The organism is Planococcus wigleyi, assembly GCF_014836985.1.
GTDB classification, from domain to species: domain Bacteria; phylum Bacillota; class Bacilli; order Bacillales_A; family Planococcaceae; genus Planococcus; species Planococcus notacanthi.
On record NZ_JACSPU010000005.1, the window covers coordinates 268,838 to 286,479 of the forward strand.

The 17,642-nt window shown below is 44.1% G+C and carries 16 protein-coding genes; 10 read left to right on the plus strand and 6 right to left on the minus strand.

Annotation, left to right across the window (positions count from 1 at the left end; all coding sequences use genetic code 11):
- Nucleotides 1–29 precede the first annotated feature (29 nt).
- Entirely contained in the window at nt 30–1,559 is a 1,530-nt protein-coding gene (locus H9630_RS15025; RefSeq protein WP_191716313.1) for an FAD-dependent monooxygenase, read from the plus strand.
- 136 nt (nt 1,560–1,695) lie between these two features.
- Here the strand turns inward: H9630_RS15025 and H9630_RS15030 are convergent, their stop codons facing one another.
- From H9630_RS15030 to H9630_RS15040, 3 genes are all read right to left on the minus strand, one after another.
- The gene (locus tag H9630_RS15030) at nt 1,696–2,022 is read right to left on the minus strand and encodes a hypothetical protein (RefSeq protein ID WP_191716314.1); all 327 of its coding nucleotides are present in this window, start codon (nt 2,020–2,022) and stop codon (nt 1,696–1,698) included.
- A 293-nt stretch (nt 2,023–2,315) separates the two neighbouring features.
- Complete coding sequence (locus H9630_RS15035; protein WP_191716315.1) at nt 2,316–3,656, minus strand: PQQ-dependent sugar dehydrogenase; 1,341 nt, start codon at nt 3,654–3,656, stop codon at nt 2,316–2,318.
- 136 nt (nt 3,657–3,792) lie between these two features.
- Nucleotides 3,793–4,278, minus strand: a complete 486-nt coding sequence (locus tag H9630_RS15040; protein WP_225218579.1) for an ABC transporter permease subunit — start codon at nt 4,276–4,278, stop codon at nt 3,793–3,795.
- A gap of 1,174 nt (nt 4,279–5,452) precedes the next feature.
- On the opposite strand from H9630_RS15040, the gene H9630_RS15045 reads away from it, so the two are divergent.
- Nucleotides 5,453–5,593, plus strand: coding sequence for a DUF6904 family protein (locus tag H9630_RS15045; RefSeq protein WP_191716316.1), 141 nt, complete (start codon nt 5,453–5,455; stop codon nt 5,591–5,593).
- A gap of 130 nt (nt 5,594–5,723) precedes the next feature.
- Here the strand turns inward: H9630_RS15045 and H9630_RS15050 are convergent, their stop codons facing one another.
- Nucleotides 5,724–7,772: a helix-turn-helix domain-containing protein gene (locus H9630_RS15050; RefSeq protein ID WP_191716317.1), complete on the minus strand. Its 2,049-nt coding sequence runs from the start codon at nt 7,770–7,772 to the stop codon at nt 5,724–5,726.
- Between the two features lie 138 nt (nt 7,773–7,910).
- Between H9630_RS15050 and H9630_RS15055 the strand changes: the two genes are divergently transcribed.
- The 8 genes from H9630_RS15055 (at nt 7,911) to H9630_RS15090 (ending at nt 16,317) form a co-directional block, all read left to right on the plus strand.
- Nucleotides 7,911–8,360, plus strand: a complete 450-nt coding sequence (locus H9630_RS15055) for a MaoC family dehydratase N-terminal domain-containing protein (RefSeq protein ID WP_191716318.1) — start codon at nt 7,911–7,913, stop codon at nt 8,358–8,360.
- Complete coding sequence (locus tag H9630_RS15060) at nt 8,361–8,804, plus strand: MaoC/PaaZ C-terminal domain-containing protein (protein WP_191716319.1); 444 nt, start codon at nt 8,361–8,363, stop codon at nt 8,802–8,804.
- Nucleotides 8,805–8,820: 16 nt separating this feature from the next.
- Nucleotides 8,821–9,984 (plus strand): thiolase C-terminal domain-containing protein, encoded by a 1,164-nt coding sequence (locus H9630_RS15065; protein WP_191716320.1) that lies wholly within the window; start codon nt 8,821–8,823, stop codon nt 9,982–9,984.
- Between the two features lie 13 nt (nt 9,985–9,997).
- On the plus strand, nt 9,998–10,432 hold the full coding sequence (locus H9630_RS15070; RefSeq protein ID WP_191716321.1) for a Zn-ribbon domain-containing OB-fold protein: 435 nt from the start codon (nt 9,998–10,000) through the stop codon (nt 10,430–10,432).
- A 54-nt stretch (nt 10,433–10,486) separates the two neighbouring features.
- Nucleotides 10,487–11,680, plus strand: coding sequence for an acyl-CoA dehydrogenase family protein (locus tag H9630_RS15075; RefSeq protein ID WP_191716322.1), 1,194 nt, complete (start codon nt 10,487–10,489; stop codon nt 11,678–11,680).
- A gap of 21 nt (nt 11,681–11,701) precedes the next feature.
- On the plus strand, nt 11,702–12,850 hold the full coding sequence (locus H9630_RS15080) for an acyl-CoA dehydrogenase family protein (RefSeq protein ID WP_191716323.1): 1,149 nt from the start codon (nt 11,702–11,704) through the stop codon (nt 12,848–12,850).
- 232 nt (nt 12,851–13,082) lie between these two features.
- Nucleotides 13,083–14,567, plus strand: a complete 1,485-nt coding sequence (locus H9630_RS15085; protein WP_191716324.1) for an aldehyde dehydrogenase family protein — start codon at nt 13,083–13,085, stop codon at nt 14,565–14,567.
- 16 nt (nt 14,568–14,583) lie between these two features.
- Nucleotides 14,584–16,317 carry an AMP-binding protein gene (locus H9630_RS15090; protein ID WP_191716325.1) on the plus strand — a complete coding sequence of 578 codons (1,734 nt, stop codon included), beginning with the start codon at nt 14,584–14,586 and terminating at the stop codon, nt 16,315–16,317.
- A gap of 65 nt (nt 16,318–16,382) precedes the next feature.
- Here the strand turns inward: H9630_RS15090 and H9630_RS15095 are convergent, their stop codons facing one another.
- Together H9630_RS15095 and H9630_RS15100 are read right to left on the minus strand one after the other, a co-directional pair.
- Entirely contained in the window at nt 16,383–17,141 is a 759-nt protein-coding gene (locus tag H9630_RS15095; protein ID WP_191716326.1) for an SDR family oxidoreductase, read from the minus strand.
- Between the two features lie 57 nt (nt 17,142–17,198).
- A complete protein-coding gene (locus H9630_RS15100; protein WP_191716327.1) occupies nt 17,199–17,633 on the minus strand; it encodes a MarR family winged helix-turn-helix transcriptional regulator in 435 nt (144 codons plus the stop codon).
- Nucleotides 17,634–17,642: the final 9 nt, after the last annotated feature.

A 17,642-nucleotide genomic window follows, 5' to 3' on the forward strand; every position in this document is an offset into this window, starting at 1 on the left:
GGCGTGATACTCATTAGGAGGTCTCTAGGATGAACCCACAAATCTTAATCGTCGGAGCTGGCCCCACTGGCCTGGCTCTTGCCTATAGCCTGGCGCGCCAAGGCGTGCCGTTTCGGATCATCGATAAAAACGCAGGAACCGGCACAGCGTCACGTGCACTCGCCGTGCATGCGCGCATATTGGAGCAGTACGACCAACTGGGTCTGGCCGAACGCAACATCAAGCGGGGGCATCCGATTTTGTCGCTGGATGTCAGCGACGGCAAACGGGTGAGAGCCACGGTAAAATTCCATAAGTTGGGCAAAGGGCTGAGCCCGTTTCCGTTTATCTTGAGCTTGCCGCAAGACGAACACGAAGAAATTCTCGTGGACGAATTAAATAAAATCGGCGTCGAAGTCGAATGGAACACCTCCTTGCTTTCGTTTGAAGACACAGGAGTTGGCGTGAACGCCGTGATGCAGCAGCAAGGACAGCCAGAAGAAAGAGCGGAGTTCGCCTATTTATGCGGATGCGACGGAGCCGGCAGCATGGTCCGAAAAGGGCTGGGACTCGACTTTCCCGGCGGCACGTACAAGCATTTATTTTTTGTCGCTGATATCGAAACTGAGCAGCCGGTAGACGATATGGAAAAGATGGACATGTACATGGACAATGACGGCTTTATGCTGTATATGAACGTCCGCAACGCCAACACCAAACGAATCCTTGGCATTGTGCCCGAGGAATTCAACGAGCGCACCGATGTCCAATACAGTGAAATCACCAATTACATTGAAAACAAAATCCGCGTGAGCGCGGCTAAGGTCAATTGGTTTTCGACCTACCGCGTCCATAACCGAGTCAGCGAGCGATTTGCCAAAGGGCGCGTCTTTATCTTGGGCGACGCCGGCCACCTGCACAGTCCGACCGGCGGACAAGGCATGAACACCGGCATTGGGGATGCCATCAATTTGGGGTGGAAACTCGCAGCAGTGATTCAAGGCAAAGCTGCGCCAAGCATATTGAGCACCTACGAACAAGAGCGCATCGCCTTTGCGCGCCGGTTGATCGCGACGACCGACAAAGCGTTCCAAACGATCGTCAATCAAAAACTGCCCGGCACGTTGCTGCGGGAGTATGCCGTACCTTACATCTTGCCGTCCGTATTCAAATTTTCCTTCCCCTCAAAAAATGCGTTTAAAATCTTGTCTCAAATTCACATCAATTACCGCAGCAGCCTCTTGAGCAAAGGCAAAGCCGGCAAGGTCTACGGCGGCATGCGTTTGCCGTGGATCGAAACTGACATAGGCGATAATTTCACGCCGCTGCGCTCCGTCGATTGGCAAATTCACATATACGGCAAAGCGCAGCCGGAGCTGATCGACTTTGCCTGCTCGCAGTCGCTCCAGCTCCATGAGTTTCCATGGGAAGCGAAGATGAAAGACGCAGGATTCAAGCAAGATGCGCTGTACCTGATTCGACCGGATGGGCATGTAGGGCTTGCGACTGAAAAGCAATGGCTGCGTGTGTTGAAACTGTATTTGGAGACTTATGGGATTGTGGCTTTTGGAGCGGAGTGAGGCAGAAATAATAAAGGCCATACTTATAAATTTTGACCGGTCAGCTTCATCGGATTTTTCGAAAATCCTATGTGCATAGGACTCGACACTACAGAAAAAAGAACCTTGAAAGTGTCAAGGTTCTTTAAAATATATATTAAGCATTTAATTTATATTGCGCTGCTTCACCATACATGCCGTTTTCAGCTGTTACATCATTCAATTCTGCAATAATAACCTTTGGTCTGGAAGGACCGATTATGGTAGAAATATAGCTGACTTTAAATGTGTAAGTAGCTTTTTTGCGGAAGTTTCGATATTCAAGCGAATCTTCTGTAGTTGTCCAATAAACAATATTGCCATCTCTATCTATTAAAGCGATCACTCGATATTCGTCGCTTTTAAAGCAAGAAACAAACTCAAGTTCCTTCGTATATTTCTTTCCTTTTTCAAATCCGTTCACTTCTTTGATTGCAAGCACCATCGAAATACACCTCATTCCATAGTGGTATGCATTTAATATAACAGAACCTATGTTCGATTACCAGTAAAAACATCAAAAATATTAGAATATTTAAATAAAAAGGTGAAAGAGCGTTAAAACCATCCCTAGCGCAAGCCATTCGCAATGCGCCTGCTCCATAGTCGAGAAAAATAGGAGGAGTAGGATTCAAATAAGAAAGCCGTATCCGTTAACCATTGAGGTTTCTGGATACGGCTTACTCTTAATGCATTGCAGTTAATCAACGGAATCTTTTTTGACACAGGGGCGCGTTTTCATTCACCTGCTGCAGTAATCTTATAAATCGCACCGCCATCAGTGGATGCAATAAGCGCGCCATCCTCAGTTACAAGAATATCACGGAAACGTTCGCCTTTATCAGTTAATAGACGTTCTTCTCCAACGATGGTGTCACCTTCAATAACGACACGTGCAATATAGCTCGACACTAAACCACCGATGAACAAGTTGTTCTCCCATTCAGGAATTGCGTCGTTATCATAAAATGAGCTACCACTTGGCGCACTTGTTGGATCCCAATAATATCTTGGTTCAATAAAGCCTTGCGCCTCGTGTTCTGAAATTCCATCATTGATCAATTCACCTGTGTACTCGATACCATAAGAAACAATTGGCCATCCATAATTATTGCCTGGTTCAACAATATTCAGTTCATCCCCAGATTGTGGACCGAATTCAACAATCCATAAGTCTCCTGTTTCAGGGTGGAAGTCTATACCTTGAATATTACGGTGACCGTAGCTGTAAATACCATCCAGTGCTTCTTCATCGTCGATAAATGGATTCGTATCTACTGCTTCCCCATCTTGTGTAATGTGGATGACTTTACCTAAGTAAGCATCCAAGTCTTGTGCACGTTCGCGAATTGGATCATCTGAACGCTCACCAGTTGTTAAGAATAGGTTGCCATCCTCATCAAAGATAATACGTCCACCATAATGTAAGTCACCCTCATATGCCGGTTCCGCCTGGAAGATGACTTCAAAATCTTCAAGTGAGGCTTCATCTTCTGATAAAACACCTTTACCGAGAGCAGTTACAGTACCGCCTTCGACATCTTGAGAAAACGTCAAAAATACTAATCTTGATTCGTCAAAATCAGGTGCAACGGCTACATCAAGTAAGCCACCCTGACCTGAGTTATTTACTTCTGGTGTGCCTTCGATTGGTTCTGAAACAGCGAACTCATTAAGGTTTACAATAAGAAGTTCTGCTGTATCTCTTTGCGTAACAAGTAAGCGGTTGGGTTCAAACTCTGCCATACCCCAAAGCACGCCAAGACCCTCAACAATAACTTCTTCATTAAGTTCTGTTTCAGTCACTACTGCAGGTGCTCTTGTTTGTTCTGGAAATGCCGGTTCAAACTCAGTAATTTTTGGTTCAGTTTCTGCAGATTCTCCATCTGCACTTTCCTCAACGCCCTCATCAGCACTTTCTTCCGTTTCAGTTCCTTCGTCAGCACCTTCTTCTGTTGTAGCATCCGAATCAGCAGGTGATTCTTCGTTTGAAGTTTCATCATTGCCGCATGCTGCCAAAGCCAATACAAAGATCAGCATTGTAAAGAACAGTAATCTTGACCACGAAATTTTCGTCATCGTTTTTCCTCCCCTTTTCTAAAATATTTAACTGAATGTATATTGAAGTTCATTTCCCCTGAAATTCAGTATCAAAAATTGATTAAGACTTTCATATCCTAACTAAAAATATGAAACTCCTTTGAAAATGATGTTATCACAATTTTCTGAAATAAAATAATAATATTACTTTTTTATGACATCCAACAATTTTTTGTAATAATGTCTTATTAAAAGACAACAACGCCTTTTGTGATGTATGAAGCCTGTCTTTTTCTCGTATTCCCTGCATGGAGTAATGCTTCGCCGATGTTGCGTACATATAGATCTCCAATGCTGCCGGCAGCCATACCCACCATCTGTGTTGCAGTGCCTGAGTCTGGGTCGCATAAGAAAACAATGTTCCAAGAGGCGGGTAGTCTTCAGGGAAACCGAAGCCGAGGAAAGACAGCCCTGACTCTATGCCAATATTTGCAGCGACTGATAATGTTCCGTTTGCGATGGTGATACCCATTAGGTTCGGCATCATCTGTGAAAATATGATTTTGATTGGGTTACTCCCCGCGGTTCTTGAAGCATTGATCCAATCAAGCTCTTTCTCCTGCAGTGCCAGCGAACGGATCAGCCTTGCTGTTACTGGCATTTGAGGAATGTAGTGTTTGGCAATTAAGGGAATGCATGAATTACCGCATATTCAACGCTTTATACGGAGTGGCGGGTATGATAAGCTCGTGTGCTATGCAAAGTCACATAGCGCATTCCTTTGCGTGAAATCGTACCCGCAGAGGCTCCGTGTCAAGCGACATAGGGCAGAGAATTTATACATCTAACCGAATATTCTTAATTGCCATTATATACATTTCTTATCTGCCAAATACAGCCTTGCCTTACCCATCCACAGGAATAAAGCCATAATTGCACTGAACTTCCAAATATCATTATTTCCAGCAGTCCCCAATTCCTCCCTGTGCTCAAAACAATCATGACTACTTAGCTTTTTCAATGTTAATGTAAAAGAAATCCGCTCTACCGTTGAATAGGCGGATTTCTTATGCAGGTTTAGTGTATAACTTGAATTGTGTTTGACACAGGGACGCTTTTTTTTTACCTACTTATTAAAATCATACTTCTGCTTCCCATGGAATGACACAATCCCCAAACAATTTATATCAATAAATAAAATGAAAAAACCACACCTGAAATGTTGAGGCAGCTAGTTTGGCTATGCAATTGTAGTGTATTGTCAAAATCGTTTAGAATTGCTTCTTTACCTGGGGCGTGTTTTTAATGTAAAATTTTGGAATTAAATCGATATAATAATGAGGGAGATGTGCAGGGGTGAAACAAAGGGATTAGTCATTAATGAAAGCCTATATTCCCTTAGATTCCTTACACTTTATAATATTATTGAGGCACTAAGTAAAGGGGTGGTAAGCATGAATTCAAATTCAGAACGCAGGATATTTAAGAAATGCGTTAGTCCTGGCTGCAGTTGAAGAAGCTTCAGATCCTGAATACTACTGATGCTCTAAGGCTCACCGTAATGAACGCCTCTATTCCTGATGGCTCGACTCCGAAAAATATCAATCAATCCGAGAGTATGATGTATCAAACTATGAAGAAAAACCTTTTACTACACATCCTGAGACAGATAAAACTGATGAATAATTCTTATGCAAACCGCTCACACTTTCGTCTTATGGAAGTGTGGGCGGTTTTATTGAGTCGATTTGTATTTTTTGGCGATTCCTACTCTACTTGCTAAGCAAACGTTGGTTTTTTGCTACAGTAAAAGAAAATACCAAAAGAGAACTTTCATGCTGCAAATCACGTACACTCCGCAATTTGCCGGCGACTACCTGGATCTTGATGAATTATCCGAAGCGCTGCATGCCATTGTAGGTGACGAAGATGAGCTCCTGGATTACGAAACAGTCCGGCTTCGCGTACTCACTTAGCTTTTTCGATTTTTATGTAAAAGAAATCCGCTCTATAGTTGAATAGGGCGAATTTCTTATGCAGTTCTATTGTATAACTTGAATTGTGTTTGACACAAGGAGGCGGTTTTCTACGATGGGACGGTTTTTTCTATGCACGTTGATGCAAATAACACGCTAACTGAAGTTGTAAGGCATCATCTGCATTTTTCAACGACAACCCCAAAACTTCTTCTATTTTTTTTAGACGTTGATAAAGTGTGTTGATATGAATATGCAAAGTTTCTGCCGCTTCTCCCACCGAACGATTCTTTTCAAAATAAACGAGAAGTGTTTGTTCCAACATGCCGCCTGAACGATCTATTTCGCTCAATGGATTAAAAATATCTGTTAAAAACTTACTAACTTCTTCTGTATTTCGACTGGTAAATAAACGGCTAATTCCGATATCTGTGTAACGGACAAGCTTGTGATTAAACTTGCCTGCAAGTGGGTTAGTTAACGCAATTTCCGCTTCCCGATACGATCGCTCAATCTCGCTGTAGGAATGAATCAGCGACCCAATTCCACCATTCAACGTATAATCATTTCGTCCATCTGCTCGATACACTAACATTTCATTCAATTGTCTTTCGAAGAAACTGAGTTCTATAGCTCCCGCTACGCCAGCGAGTAAAATGACTTTATTTTGCCAACCAAACACGGTCTGTACAAGTGCGCCTGCTGCGGAACGCAACTCCGCAATGATTCGAAAAATGTGCGCTTCAAGTTCTTGAGGATCAGAGCAACCTGTCACTTGTAACACTGCCACGACAAATCCTCCAGAATCTCGAATCCCGAGAGCCTCTGCTTTTTCATTGAGCAACTCCGGATCATTAGTGTGAAGTAATTCGTCAAACAAATCTTGTTGATTTTTATAATAAAATGCCAGCACATTTTGTTTTTGAACGCGTTCCAACGCAAGTACTGAACTTCCTTGTTCGAGTGCCACTTCACCAAGACGCCTTATAGTTTGTGGCGACTTCGCAATGAGACAGCCAAGCACAACAGAACCTGAACGAATTGGATATAAGACATCGGCTTCTTTTGTATTGAGTTCGATTCTCTTCGCATGAGATTCTTTTTGAATGATGCGCAATAAATTACTAAAGGATAATCCTTTCGGAAGCATGGACATAGTCGGAACCATTTCATTTGTAAGCAAATCAACAAACACCAAAGGCTGTCCTACCATTCGACTTAATTCCTCTACCATTTTTTCAGTCCCCATATTGCGAACCGATAAATCCGTCAATGTCGCATGGATGGCATCTCGCTGCATTAAGGTATCATTCAATTCCCGGATGTTTGCAAACTGTTTGGCATTGCGAATGGCGATGCCTACTTGTGTGGTAAAGATTTGTAGCAGCCATAAATCTCGATCGGTTAAAACATATTCCGAATGCATCTGTCCTAAATACATGACACATTCAATACGCTCTTCTACCACAATAGGGTAAGCAATCACCGACCGAATATTCGTGATGTCTTCCACTCGCCTTCCCCACCGTTGTTTGTTTTCTTTCGAAATATGCTTTACTTCGCCAAAATCCAAATCACTGGGATCTTTAATTAACACTGGGGTCCCTTGTTCAAAAACATGACCAACAGGACCTTCTCCGACTTCAAACTCCATATGACGAATTTCTTCGTATCGATAGCCTTCTGATGCTTTGCAAACGATTTTCTTTTTTGTTTCATCATATAACCAAAGCGTTCCATAATCTGCATTTGTAATGACCTCTAATGTATGAGTCAAAATATTGGAGAAAACTTGTTCTAAATTGAGCGATGCAGTTGTATAACTAATGCTATCCACAATTTTCGCCAGTTTGACACGTCCTGTAACATCGACGAATTCGGCATATCCTTTATAAAAAAAATCAAAAAGCAATGCTAAATCATTTTCGCTAACTTTACGTTTTTCAGTAAAAATGAGAAAGATACAGTAATCATCTGCATATGTAAATTGAACTTTTTGCTCAGTATCCTCAAAAAAAGTTTGAATGGCTTCTCCTCGAACACTCTTCAAATTAAGCGGATCCATTTTGGTTGGATTCATCATCTCCTCTAATTGGTCGGACTCTCCTTTTCTTCTCCATACCGAATAAGGCAATTCGAACCCCATCCGATGATATAGAGTTGCGATAGAATTACTCATAGCTTTACACTCCTTCTAATAGAGAAACCTCTATTGCATCTACTGTAAATATAGAGAATCCTACATTGTTCTGTCAATCTAATTCATATAATATTCAATTTAGATAGAATATTCAAACAAATATTCAGGAGGTGCCTCATGGATTTAGATAAAAGCATGATCGGAATTGCCAGCGAACCATATAGTGCAGTAGTCGAACAAGAGCATGTAGCGCAATTTGCTCAAGCGATCGGCGATGACAACCCGGTATATGTAAATGAAGCGTATGCAAAAACAACCGCGTACAAAGGGACGACTGTCCCTCCTACTTTTTTAGTGGCACTGGGAAGCAATGCTAAGTTTCCCCTTAAACTCGATTTCAAACGCATGTTGCATGGAGAGCAGGAGTTCATCTACCACCATCCCGTACGAATCGGCGATAAATTAGACTGCACGATGACCGTGACGGATGTCTATGACCGAGTTGGGAAAAGCGGAACGATGCAATTTCTTGTACTAGACACAAATATGACAACAGCAGATGGCGCACTCGTAGCCGTTTCTCGGAATACCATCATTTATCGGCAAGCACAAAAGGAGGCGAAATAAATGAGAGCGATTACAATCATTTCTTTTTCAGAACTCCAACCAAATGTCGCTCTTCCTTCATTTACAAAACCTGCAGTGACAAAAATGCAACTCGTTCAGTACGCACAAGCTTCTGGCGACTTAAACCCACTGCACACAGATGATGACTTTGCCAAAAGCATCGGAATGGATGGCGTTATTGCACACGGCATGCTCATCATGGGCTTTCTTGGACAATACGTCCAAGAAATTGCTGGAACTGAGTCTCTTGTTCACCAGTTCAATATGCGCTTCGGCGCCATGACAAAACCTGGCGATGCCATTACATGTGGTGGCGTTGTAAAGCAATTGACTGAAATCAATGGACAACCGGCAGCGGAACTCGAGTTATTTGCAGAAAAAGCACCCGGAGAGCGTGTTGGCACAGGATCTGCTGTTCTTTTATATACAAATCCATGCAATTAATGAAGGAGGTCCATACATGGCAACTTATTCAAATCAATGCGCAATCGTCGGAGTCGGCGAAAATAAGCGCTCACGTAAATCAGGTGCAACTCCACTTCATATGGCACTCACTGCAGCACGTAATGCGTTAGCAGATGCTGGCCTTGAAGCAAACGATCTTGATGGCATTATGAATTACTCTACTGGTGGTGACTCGTGTCCTTCCCATGAACTAGCAACGTTTCTTGGTTGTCATCCTAAATACGTTAAAGACGTAAGCGGTGGCGGTAGCAGTACAGAATTACTGATTGCTGATGCTGTTGCATTAATTGAAGCAGGCATGCTGAATACTGTCTTGATTTACCGTTCAATGAATGGAAGTTCGGGTCACCAAGTTGGACGTGGATATGATCCAAACATGCTACAAGAAATGCTTCCAGGTGGTAGTTTCCTGATGCCTTACGGGACGGCGAGTCCTACACAATGGTTTGGTATGTTCGCGACGCGTCATATGCAGCAAACAGGCATCACGAAAGAACATCTCGGTCACGTATGTATTAGTTTTTATGAACACGCACAACGAAATCCGGATGCATTCTTACACGGAAAACCACTCGATATGGAAACGTATTTAGCGACTCCTGACATCAGTTCACCATTTAATATTCATGATTGCTGTGTCGAATTAGATGAAGCAAATGCGATTATCGTAACTTCTGCAGCGAATGCAAAAAACTGTAAGTCGAAGCCCGTGTTTATTGCCGGCATGGCTCCTCGTACGACTCATTCCAACGTTCATTACTGGACTCAAGTAGATGAAGTTGCATCCGACTACGCAGCCGCAGAGTTGTATCGTTCCGCAGGCGTCAAACCAGAAGACATTCAAGTCGCAGCGATTTACGACTGTTTTAGTTGGGTTGTTCTTCGCCAATTAGAAGCATACGGATTCGCCAAACGAGGTGAAGTCGGTGATTTCGTCGCTGCCGGCAACTTGAAAATGGGCGGTCTACTTCCTTCGAATACAGCGGGCGGCATGTTATCTGAAGGCTACACCCACGGCATGAATAATGTATTAGAATTGGTTCGTCAATTGCGACATGATTATAAAGAAACCAATCGCCAAGTGAAAAATTGTGAGCTAGGGATAGCAACGGGATGGGCTGGTCCTGATATGGCCGGTGCGATGATTTTACGAAACTAAAGGAGGCATCTTGATGAGTACAAAAACTGAGTATGAAAAACCAATTCCATTAAAAAACGGAGACAACCAACCGTATTGGGATGCTGCAGATCAACACGAATTGAAATTACAAAAATGTGCAGCATGTCGTTCATTTATCCACCCACCCGGGCCTGCGTGTCCTACTTGCGGGAACCCTGAAACGGAATGGGAATTGCTCGGGTCGGATATTTCGGCAACTGTTTATTCATACGTTGTGTCATATCGTCCCTTCTTACCCGGATTCCAGCACGACTTGCCAACAATTATTACAGTAGCGTCACTCGATGCTGCTCCCGAAGTAAAATTGATGGCGAATATTATTAATTGCGACGCGAAAACTGTGAAAATCGGCATGCCACTCAAAATGACGTGGGTAGATATTACCGAAGATCGTGCGTTACCGCAATGGGTATCCGCAAAAGAGTGAAACGTAAATTAGCCTTACTTCTAACGATGAAACAAAACGAAAGGATGTGTCTCCATGGATTTTACATTTACGAAAAAAGAAGAAAAGTTTCGCAGCGAACTACGTGGATGGCTTGAACAAAACCTTCCCGAAGGTTGGCTAAAAGGAAATCGCAAACTTCCTGAAGACTCAAAACTTTACTCTCAATTTTTACGTGACTGGCAACGCTCCCTTTACGAAGGTGGTTGGGCTGCCATTGCTTGGCCGAAAGAATATGGCGGACGCGACGCAACATTAATAGAAGAAATCGTTTATCACCAAGAAATGGTTCGCGTCCAATCCCCTCCTCTCATTAACTATATCGGGATTCATATGGTCGCTCCGACTTTAATGCAAATGGGAACGGTTACACAAAAAGAAGAATTTATCGAGAAAATTTTAACTGGTGAGCAAGTTTGGAGCCAAGGTTACTCGGAACCAAGTGCTGGCTCTGACCTTTCTGCGATCCAAACGACGGCTGTGAAAAAAGATGATAAATGGGTGATCAACGGTCAAAAAGTCTGGACGAGTTTTGCTCATGTCGCAGATCGCTGTTTCCTTTTAACGAAAACAGAAAAAAGTGAAGGCAAACACGACGGCATCACGGTATTCCTTCTGGATATGAACCAACCGGGCGTTGAAACAGTTCCCATCGTCCAAATGGACGGTCACCAAGAATTTAATGAAGTTTACTTAACAGATGCGATCGCAACTGACGCCGATGTGGTTGGCGAAGTCGGCAAAGGCTGGAAAGTTCTTATTGCGCTGATGTTGCACGAACGCTCCGGTATTGCGGCTCAGGTTTTCACACTCGAACAACAATTTAACCGCGTTGTGGAAATGGCCAAAGCGGTACAAGTATGCGGTGTTTCTTTGATTGAAGATCCATTTGTCGAAGACGGACTGGCCGATTTATACACACGCATCAACGGCGCCAAACTAAACTACTATCGCAACATTACACATACATTAAAAAATGGCAAACCAGGTCCTGAAAGTTCGCTCGATAAATTACTCGTTAGCGAATTGACGAAAGAGCTCTTCGACTTTGCGATGACGATTCAAGGTCATGCCGGCGTTCTCATGGCAGAAGAGGCATTGTTTGATTCGGATATGCAGGCTCAATACCTCGCTTCATTCGGCGCAACAATTGGCGGCGGCACAAGCGAAGTGCAGCGCAACACGATTGGTGAACGCATTCTCGGACTTCCAAAAGACTTGGGACGATAACCGTTAGGAGAGGTGAAGAAAATGGATTTTGCATTAAATGAAGAACAAGAATTGTTTCGTACAGCGATTCGTAAATATATGACGGATCTTGGCAAGACAGATATTGCACGTTCAGTAATTGATGGCAAACTGGAAGTCGTTACACGCGTAACAGCAGGGTTTGCAGAAATGGGGATTTCTGCGATTCCGATTTCAGAAGAGCAAGACGGCCTTGGACTTGGCGCACTTGACCTTGTTCCTGTTTTTGAAGAGACCGGACGTGTGCTGTTGCCGGGCATCCAACTTGAAACAATCGCTTTAGCCGTACCGTTAATTAACAATTACGGAACGCAAGTACAAAAATCCAATTTGCTCTCAAAAGTCGCTATAGGAGAAAGCACCATCTCTGTTGCGTGGTATGAACAAAACCGTGGACTCACGCCAAAATCATTTAGCACCATTGCAGGGAAAACGACGAGTGGTTACGCCGTAACAGGAACGAAAACACTAGTTGCTGTATTAGGAAATCCTGATTTCTTTATTACAGGCGCACAAACAGCTGAAGGTAAGTCACTATTCCTCATTAAAGCAAGTGATGTCGCATCACGGAAAATTCTTTCTAGCATTGATGAAACGCAGCAAATCGCACAATTGACCTTTGATCAAGCACCTGCTGAATTACTTGGTGAACTCGGTGAAGCAACTCAAATGTTGGATGATGCACTACTCCATTTCAACGCGGCTCTCTGTTCCAGCATGGTAGGTGGAATGGATGAACTTGTTCATACAACTACAGAATATGCAAAAATTCGTGTTCAGTTTAATCAACCCATCGGTAGATTCCAAGCGGTCAAACACGGCATTGTTAATATGAAGCTTGATTTAGAAACAGCGCGTTCTCTTTCTTATTACGCAGCATGGGCTGTAGAAAATGATACGGCAGATAAACAAACAGCTGTACATAGCGCTCGATCTTTTATTTCAAAAGCTTACATTAAAGCAGCAGCCGACTCCATTCAACTTCATGGTGGGATTGGATTTACAGAAGAACTCGATGTTCAACTTTATCTAAAACGTGCGCGTTATTACGAAAACTATTTTGGTTCTGTTCGCGACTCACGCAAAAAAACGGCACACTCACTCGGATGGCACACGAAATCTACCAAACAAACTCCAGTACCTGTTTTTTAAAAACTATAGATGTTGAATTAATGATTTTCACTTGCCGATATTCCAAAAAACAGCTGCACTTTCCTCGGGCTCGCGTCCAGAGACTAGGCGGAGCGATGAGACGAGTGGCCTTCTCGACTCATCGCGGGAGCCCTGCCCAAAGCGACCGAAGCGGGATATAAAAGGATAGTTTTTTAGTTCAACTTATATAGCTAAAGTCAAAGTAAAGTTTAGTTAAGAAGGAGAATACCAAATGACCGTATCAACAGATTTAAAAGTTTATAAGAACTTAATTGGCGGCGAATTGCGTGATGCAAGCGGTGGCGAAAGAATTGACAGTATAGACCCTTCTACCGGAAAAGTATGGGCAGCCATACCTCAAAGTTCCCAGGAAGATGCCTTATCGGCAGTTGCCGCAGCCAAGCACGCTTTCCCGGCTTGGAAAAAAACAACAGCGGAAGAACGGGCGGCAGCTTTACGAAAAGCCGCTGAACTTATCGGCGAAAACGCAGAAGCTCTGGCAGCTCTTGAAACACAAGACATCGGCTGGGTCATCCGAGAAACGTCATATGGCTTAATCCCCGTATTGCAGCAAGTTTGGTTTAACGCCGCAGCTGGTGCATTGGAGGCAAATCGCGGCCAAACCGTTCCGCTGCCATCTGCCAGTTTCGGTTATACGCTTCGCGAACCGTATGGAGTCGTTGTCGGAATCACACCATGGAATGCTCCATTATTTACGCTTTCAATCAAAGCCGCTAACGCCATTGCCGCAGGAAATACCGTGATCATCAAACCGTCTGAACAAGCTTCCGCTTCCTCATTGTATTTAGCAGAGTTGTTAAAAGACGTTTTTCCCCGTGGAGTCTTTAACGTCATCTCCGGATATGGAACTGAGCTTGGTGACGTATTAACGAGTCATCCTGACGTCAATAAAATTAGTTTAACGGGATCCGGCCGGACCGCTTCGACTATTGCACGGGCTACAGCGGACAAACCGAAGCCGCTCATTTTAGAACTCGGCGGAAAATCTGCCAATATTGTCTTCGAGGACGCAGACATTGATGCAGTCGCTGACGCAATAAGTACGTACAGCATCTTTACTGGCAATTCCGGACAGATCTGTGTCGGAAGTTCCCGCCTACTCGTTCACCGTGCCATCTTTGATAAAGTCGCGGAAGCCGTTATTTCACGATTAAAAAACCCACAGTATAAAATGTACGGGCCTACACTGGACCCATCGACCACAACCGGACCCATGGCCAATAAATCTCAATTTGACATCGTCCGAAACTACATCCAAGTCGGACTGGATGAAGGCGCGGAATTGCTTTACGGCGGCCGATCCGGAGGAGCTGAAGTAGCGCCTGATCATAGTGAATTAGCAGAAGGCTACTGGATTGAGCCCACATTATTAAAAGCGGAATCCAATACGCTACGCGTCTGCCAGGAAGAAATCTTCGGACCCGTCGCAGTGATGATTCCGTTTAACACTGAAGAACAGGCATTAAACCTTGCCAACGGCACAGAATACGGCCTCGCTGCAGGTGTTTGGACAAAAGACTTGAGCCTTGCGCATCGTATGGTTTCCGCGCTCGATGCTGGAAATGTATGGGTCAATACGTACGCACGTGTCGGACCGGAACTTCCATTTGGCGGCACGAAAAACAGTGGCTTCGGTACAGACTCCATTGCGGATTATTCCCGCGAAAAATCTTGCGTGATTGAATTAAAACTCTGAAACAGGCGGTGATCAGATGAATGTCCAGCTTTCCAGCACAGTAAACTATGATCCGGATTTACCTGATTTTCTCGATATTCCAAATGTATCAGCCGGCGCCATTTTAAAAGGCAGCATTAAACAATTCGGTAAAAAGAATGCTTATATATACCGTGATACGCCAATTACCTATAATGAGATCCATCAACAATCCAGGCGTTTTGCAAATGCATTGCGGAAACTCGGCATTGGCCGCGGGATGGTTGTATCGACTCATTTGCCGACATGCCCTCAATACCTCGCAGCCTATTACGGAATTATTTTATCAGGTGCGGTCTACTCCCCGCTCAACCCTTATTTGCCAGCAGGAGATTTAACGCATCAATTGAACGACTCACAAACTCAAGTAGTGGTGACACACGAATCCGTCGCACATTCCATACGCGAAGTACTGGCAGATACGCAAGTCAAGCATGTCATTGTCACTGGAGATTCTGAAATTTTCACGAACGAAACCCCTGTGAATTTGGAAGCAGACGAAAAATGGCATAGTTTTGCTGCATTAAAAGCAGCGGCTTCAGACGAAGAATTCGATCCCGGCATTGATCCAGAAAACGATCTTGTGCATATCGCCTATACGGGGGGAACCACTGGCAGTCCAAAAGGTGTCATGATTACACACGCAAATTTAGTCAGTAACATCACTCAAATCGCTGCATGGACAGCTGGTGCTTTGCCTATCTTGGATGAAGATGGCGCACTCCGTTTCGCACCCGTGGAGCAGGACCTTGAAGCCTATAAGATAAAATACTCCATCCCATTCGCGGAAGAAGTACGATTAAGCCCTTCTCCTTTGTTTCACATAACAGGAGGCATCGGGATGATCGTTTCTCCAATGGCACAGGGCGTTACGACTTTATTGCCTGATCGTTTTGTCCCTGCACAATTTCTTGATTTAATCGAGAAGTACAAAGTGTCTTCGATTAACGGAGCACCCGCCATGTGGAACATATTGCTCAATTTACCCGGAATCGACTCGTATGATTTTTCGACAATCCGCAACATCAGTTCTGGTGCGGCTCCCCTTTCACAAAAAGAATTGGGACTGCTAAAAGAAATGTTCCCCAATGCTCGTGTAGGTGAAGGGTATGGATTGACGGAAGGAACTGCCTCTGTCGCAGGAAGCGTCATAGTAGCCGGCGGTGTTCATAAAGCAGGAACAGTTGGATTGCCGACTTACAATACCAAAATCAAAGTCGTAGCGCTCGACGGGGCGAGCGAAGAAGCTCTGCCTTCAGGACAGGCCGGAGAAATTTGCATCTATGGCCCCCAAGTCATGAAGGGTTATTTTAATAAGCCGGAAGAAACAGCTGTAACACTTCGAAATGGCTGGCTGCATACCGGCGATATCGGTATTATCGATGAAGACGGTTATCTCGCGATTGTCGATCGTAAAAAAGAAATGCTGATTTACAATGGATACAACGTTTATCCAAGTCGGATCGAAGAAGTTATCGTCTCTCATCCCGCCGTGCAAAACGCCATTGTCATTGGGAAACCGGCGAAAAAATTTGGTGAAATCCCGAAAGCTTTCGTTATTTTAAAGCCAGGCAGCTGCTTGTCTGAAGAAGAACTCATAAACTATACGAATGAACGCGTTGTCCATTATTCAAAAGTACGCGAACTCGAATTTCTTGAGCAATTCCCCATGACAGCTGCAGGTAAAATCTCAAAAATTCATTTGAAGAAACAAGAAATGGAAAAGCAGTAGACAAAAAAGACCTGCCACCTAAAATCGGATGGCAGGTCTTACATTTTTCTTTATAAAAAACTAACTCAGTAAGCGCTCCACCCTGCATCTGCTGCAAGGACCACGCCGTTGATGTAGGAAGATTCGCCGCTTGCCAGGAAAAGGGCGATGCTGGCGATCTCGTCCGGTGATGCGCTGCGGTTCATCGTGCCTGTTCCGCGGGTTGCTTGCTTCAAGCCGAACATATCGTAATTGTCGATGGACTGCGTTAACCCCGTATCAACCTGTGCTGGTGCGATTGCATTGCAGCGAACGCCTTGTGCACCGTAAGTCGAAGCAATGTTCTTCGTCATGCCGGCAACTGCATGTTTCGCCGCTGTATACGTTAGACCGCCGCGTCCGCCTGTGATTCCGCAGATTGAAGCCAGGTTCACGATAATGCCGCCGCCTTGTTTAGTGAAGAGCGGGATGATTTTTCGGGATCCGCGCATCACGCCGCCTACGTTGATATCCATAACGCGGTTCCAGATGGCATCTTCCACATTATGCGCCGCCTGCATGTTGTCCAGTACCCCTGTACAGTTCACGAGAATGTCGACACGTCCGAAATGGCCCACCGAATCGTCCACCATCCGCTGAATGTCGTCTTCAGAAGAGACATCCACTTTCACGCCAAAGGCTTCAAATCCCTGCGAATTAAATTCTGCAACCGTATTATTCAACGCTTCTTCATTGAAATCAGCAAGTGAAACTTTCGCACCTTCTTTTGCATAAGCCGCGGCAATCGCTTTTCCGATTCCGTTTGCACCACCTGTAATGATGGCCACTTTATTTTCCAAACGCATAATAAAACCCCCAAAAAATTTAGTTTGACTGTACAAAATACGGTGGATTCACTAAAATTACGCCCAATTAGTTAAACGGCTGCGAATCAATTTGTTCTGCAGACGCAGGTATTCATTGAGTTCCTCTTCTGAAAAAGCTTCGAACAGCTCGGTATAGATTTCATTGCCAATTGCCTGAGCTTCTTCCAAAGCCGCCAATCCTTTTTCCGTAACCTTTAACCGGATGGTGCGGCGATCTTCTTCTTCATAAAGACGCTCAACCAGCGACAAATCCACAAGTTTGGTTGAAATATTCGTCAATGCCCCTTTGGTCAAACCGACCAATTCGGCCAGCTCGATTTGTTTGCGGGGTCCTTTATTCTTTAACTCAGCCAATACCAAAATGGGCGAAATCCCCAAAGGGTAGGAAAACTTTCGAGTGAAGAGGACAATATTCCCATTGTTCAATTGTTCGATTGCGTTAATGAGTTGAAAAATATTCGTTTTTTCCATTTCAAGTCC

Excerpts from the sequence above, each read along its gene's own strand:
- H9630_RS15025 (WP_191716313.1), top strand. The coding sequence starts at position 30 with ATGAACCCACAAATCTTAATCGTCGGAGCTGGCCCCACTGGCCTGGCT.
- H9630_RS15030 (WP_191716314.1), bottom strand. The coding sequence starts at position 2,022 with ATGGTGCTTGCAATCAAAGAAGTGAACGGATTTGAAAAAGGAAAGAAA.
- H9630_RS15035 (WP_191716315.1), bottom strand. The coding sequence starts at position 3,656 with ATGACGAAAATTTCGTGGTCAAGATTACTGTTCTTTACAATGCTGATC.
- H9630_RS15040 (WP_225218579.1), bottom strand. The coding sequence starts at position 4,278 with ATGCCAGTAACAGCAAGGCTGATCCGTTCGCTGGCACTGCAGGAGAAA.
- H9630_RS15045 (WP_191716316.1), top strand. The coding sequence starts at position 5,453 with ATGCTGCAAATCACGTACACTCCGCAATTTGCCGGCGACTACCTGGAT.
- H9630_RS15050 (WP_191716317.1), bottom strand. The coding sequence starts at position 7,772 with ATGAGTAATTCTATCGCAACTCTATATCATCGGATGGGGTTCGAATTG.
- H9630_RS15055 (WP_191716318.1), top strand. The coding sequence starts at position 7,911 with ATGGATTTAGATAAAAGCATGATCGGAATTGCCAGCGAACCATATAGT.
- H9630_RS15060 (WP_191716319.1), top strand. The coding sequence starts at position 8,361 with ATGAGAGCGATTACAATCATTTCTTTTTCAGAACTCCAACCAAATGTC.
- H9630_RS15065 (WP_191716320.1), top strand. The coding sequence starts at position 8,821 with ATGGCAACTTATTCAAATCAATGCGCAATCGTCGGAGTCGGCGAAAAT.
- H9630_RS15070 (WP_191716321.1), top strand. The coding sequence starts at position 9,998 with ATGAGTACAAAAACTGAGTATGAAAAACCAATTCCATTAAAAAACGGA.
- H9630_RS15075 (WP_191716322.1), top strand. The coding sequence starts at position 10,487 with ATGGATTTTACATTTACGAAAAAAGAAGAAAAGTTTCGCAGCGAACTA.
- H9630_RS15080 (WP_191716323.1), top strand. The coding sequence starts at position 11,702 with ATGGATTTTGCATTAAATGAAGAACAAGAATTGTTTCGTACAGCGATT.
- H9630_RS15085 (WP_191716324.1), top strand. The coding sequence starts at position 13,083 with ATGACCGTATCAACAGATTTAAAAGTTTATAAGAACTTAATTGGCGGC.
- H9630_RS15090 (WP_191716325.1), top strand. The coding sequence starts at position 14,584 with ATGAATGTCCAGCTTTCCAGCACAGTAAACTATGATCCGGATTTACCT.
- H9630_RS15095 (WP_191716326.1), bottom strand. The coding sequence starts at position 17,141 with ATGCGTTTGGAAAATAAAGTGGCCATCATTACAGGTGGTGCAAACGGA.
- H9630_RS15100 (WP_191716327.1), bottom strand. The coding sequence starts at position 17,633 with ATGGAAAAAACGAATATTTTTCAACTCATTAACGCAATCGAACAATTG.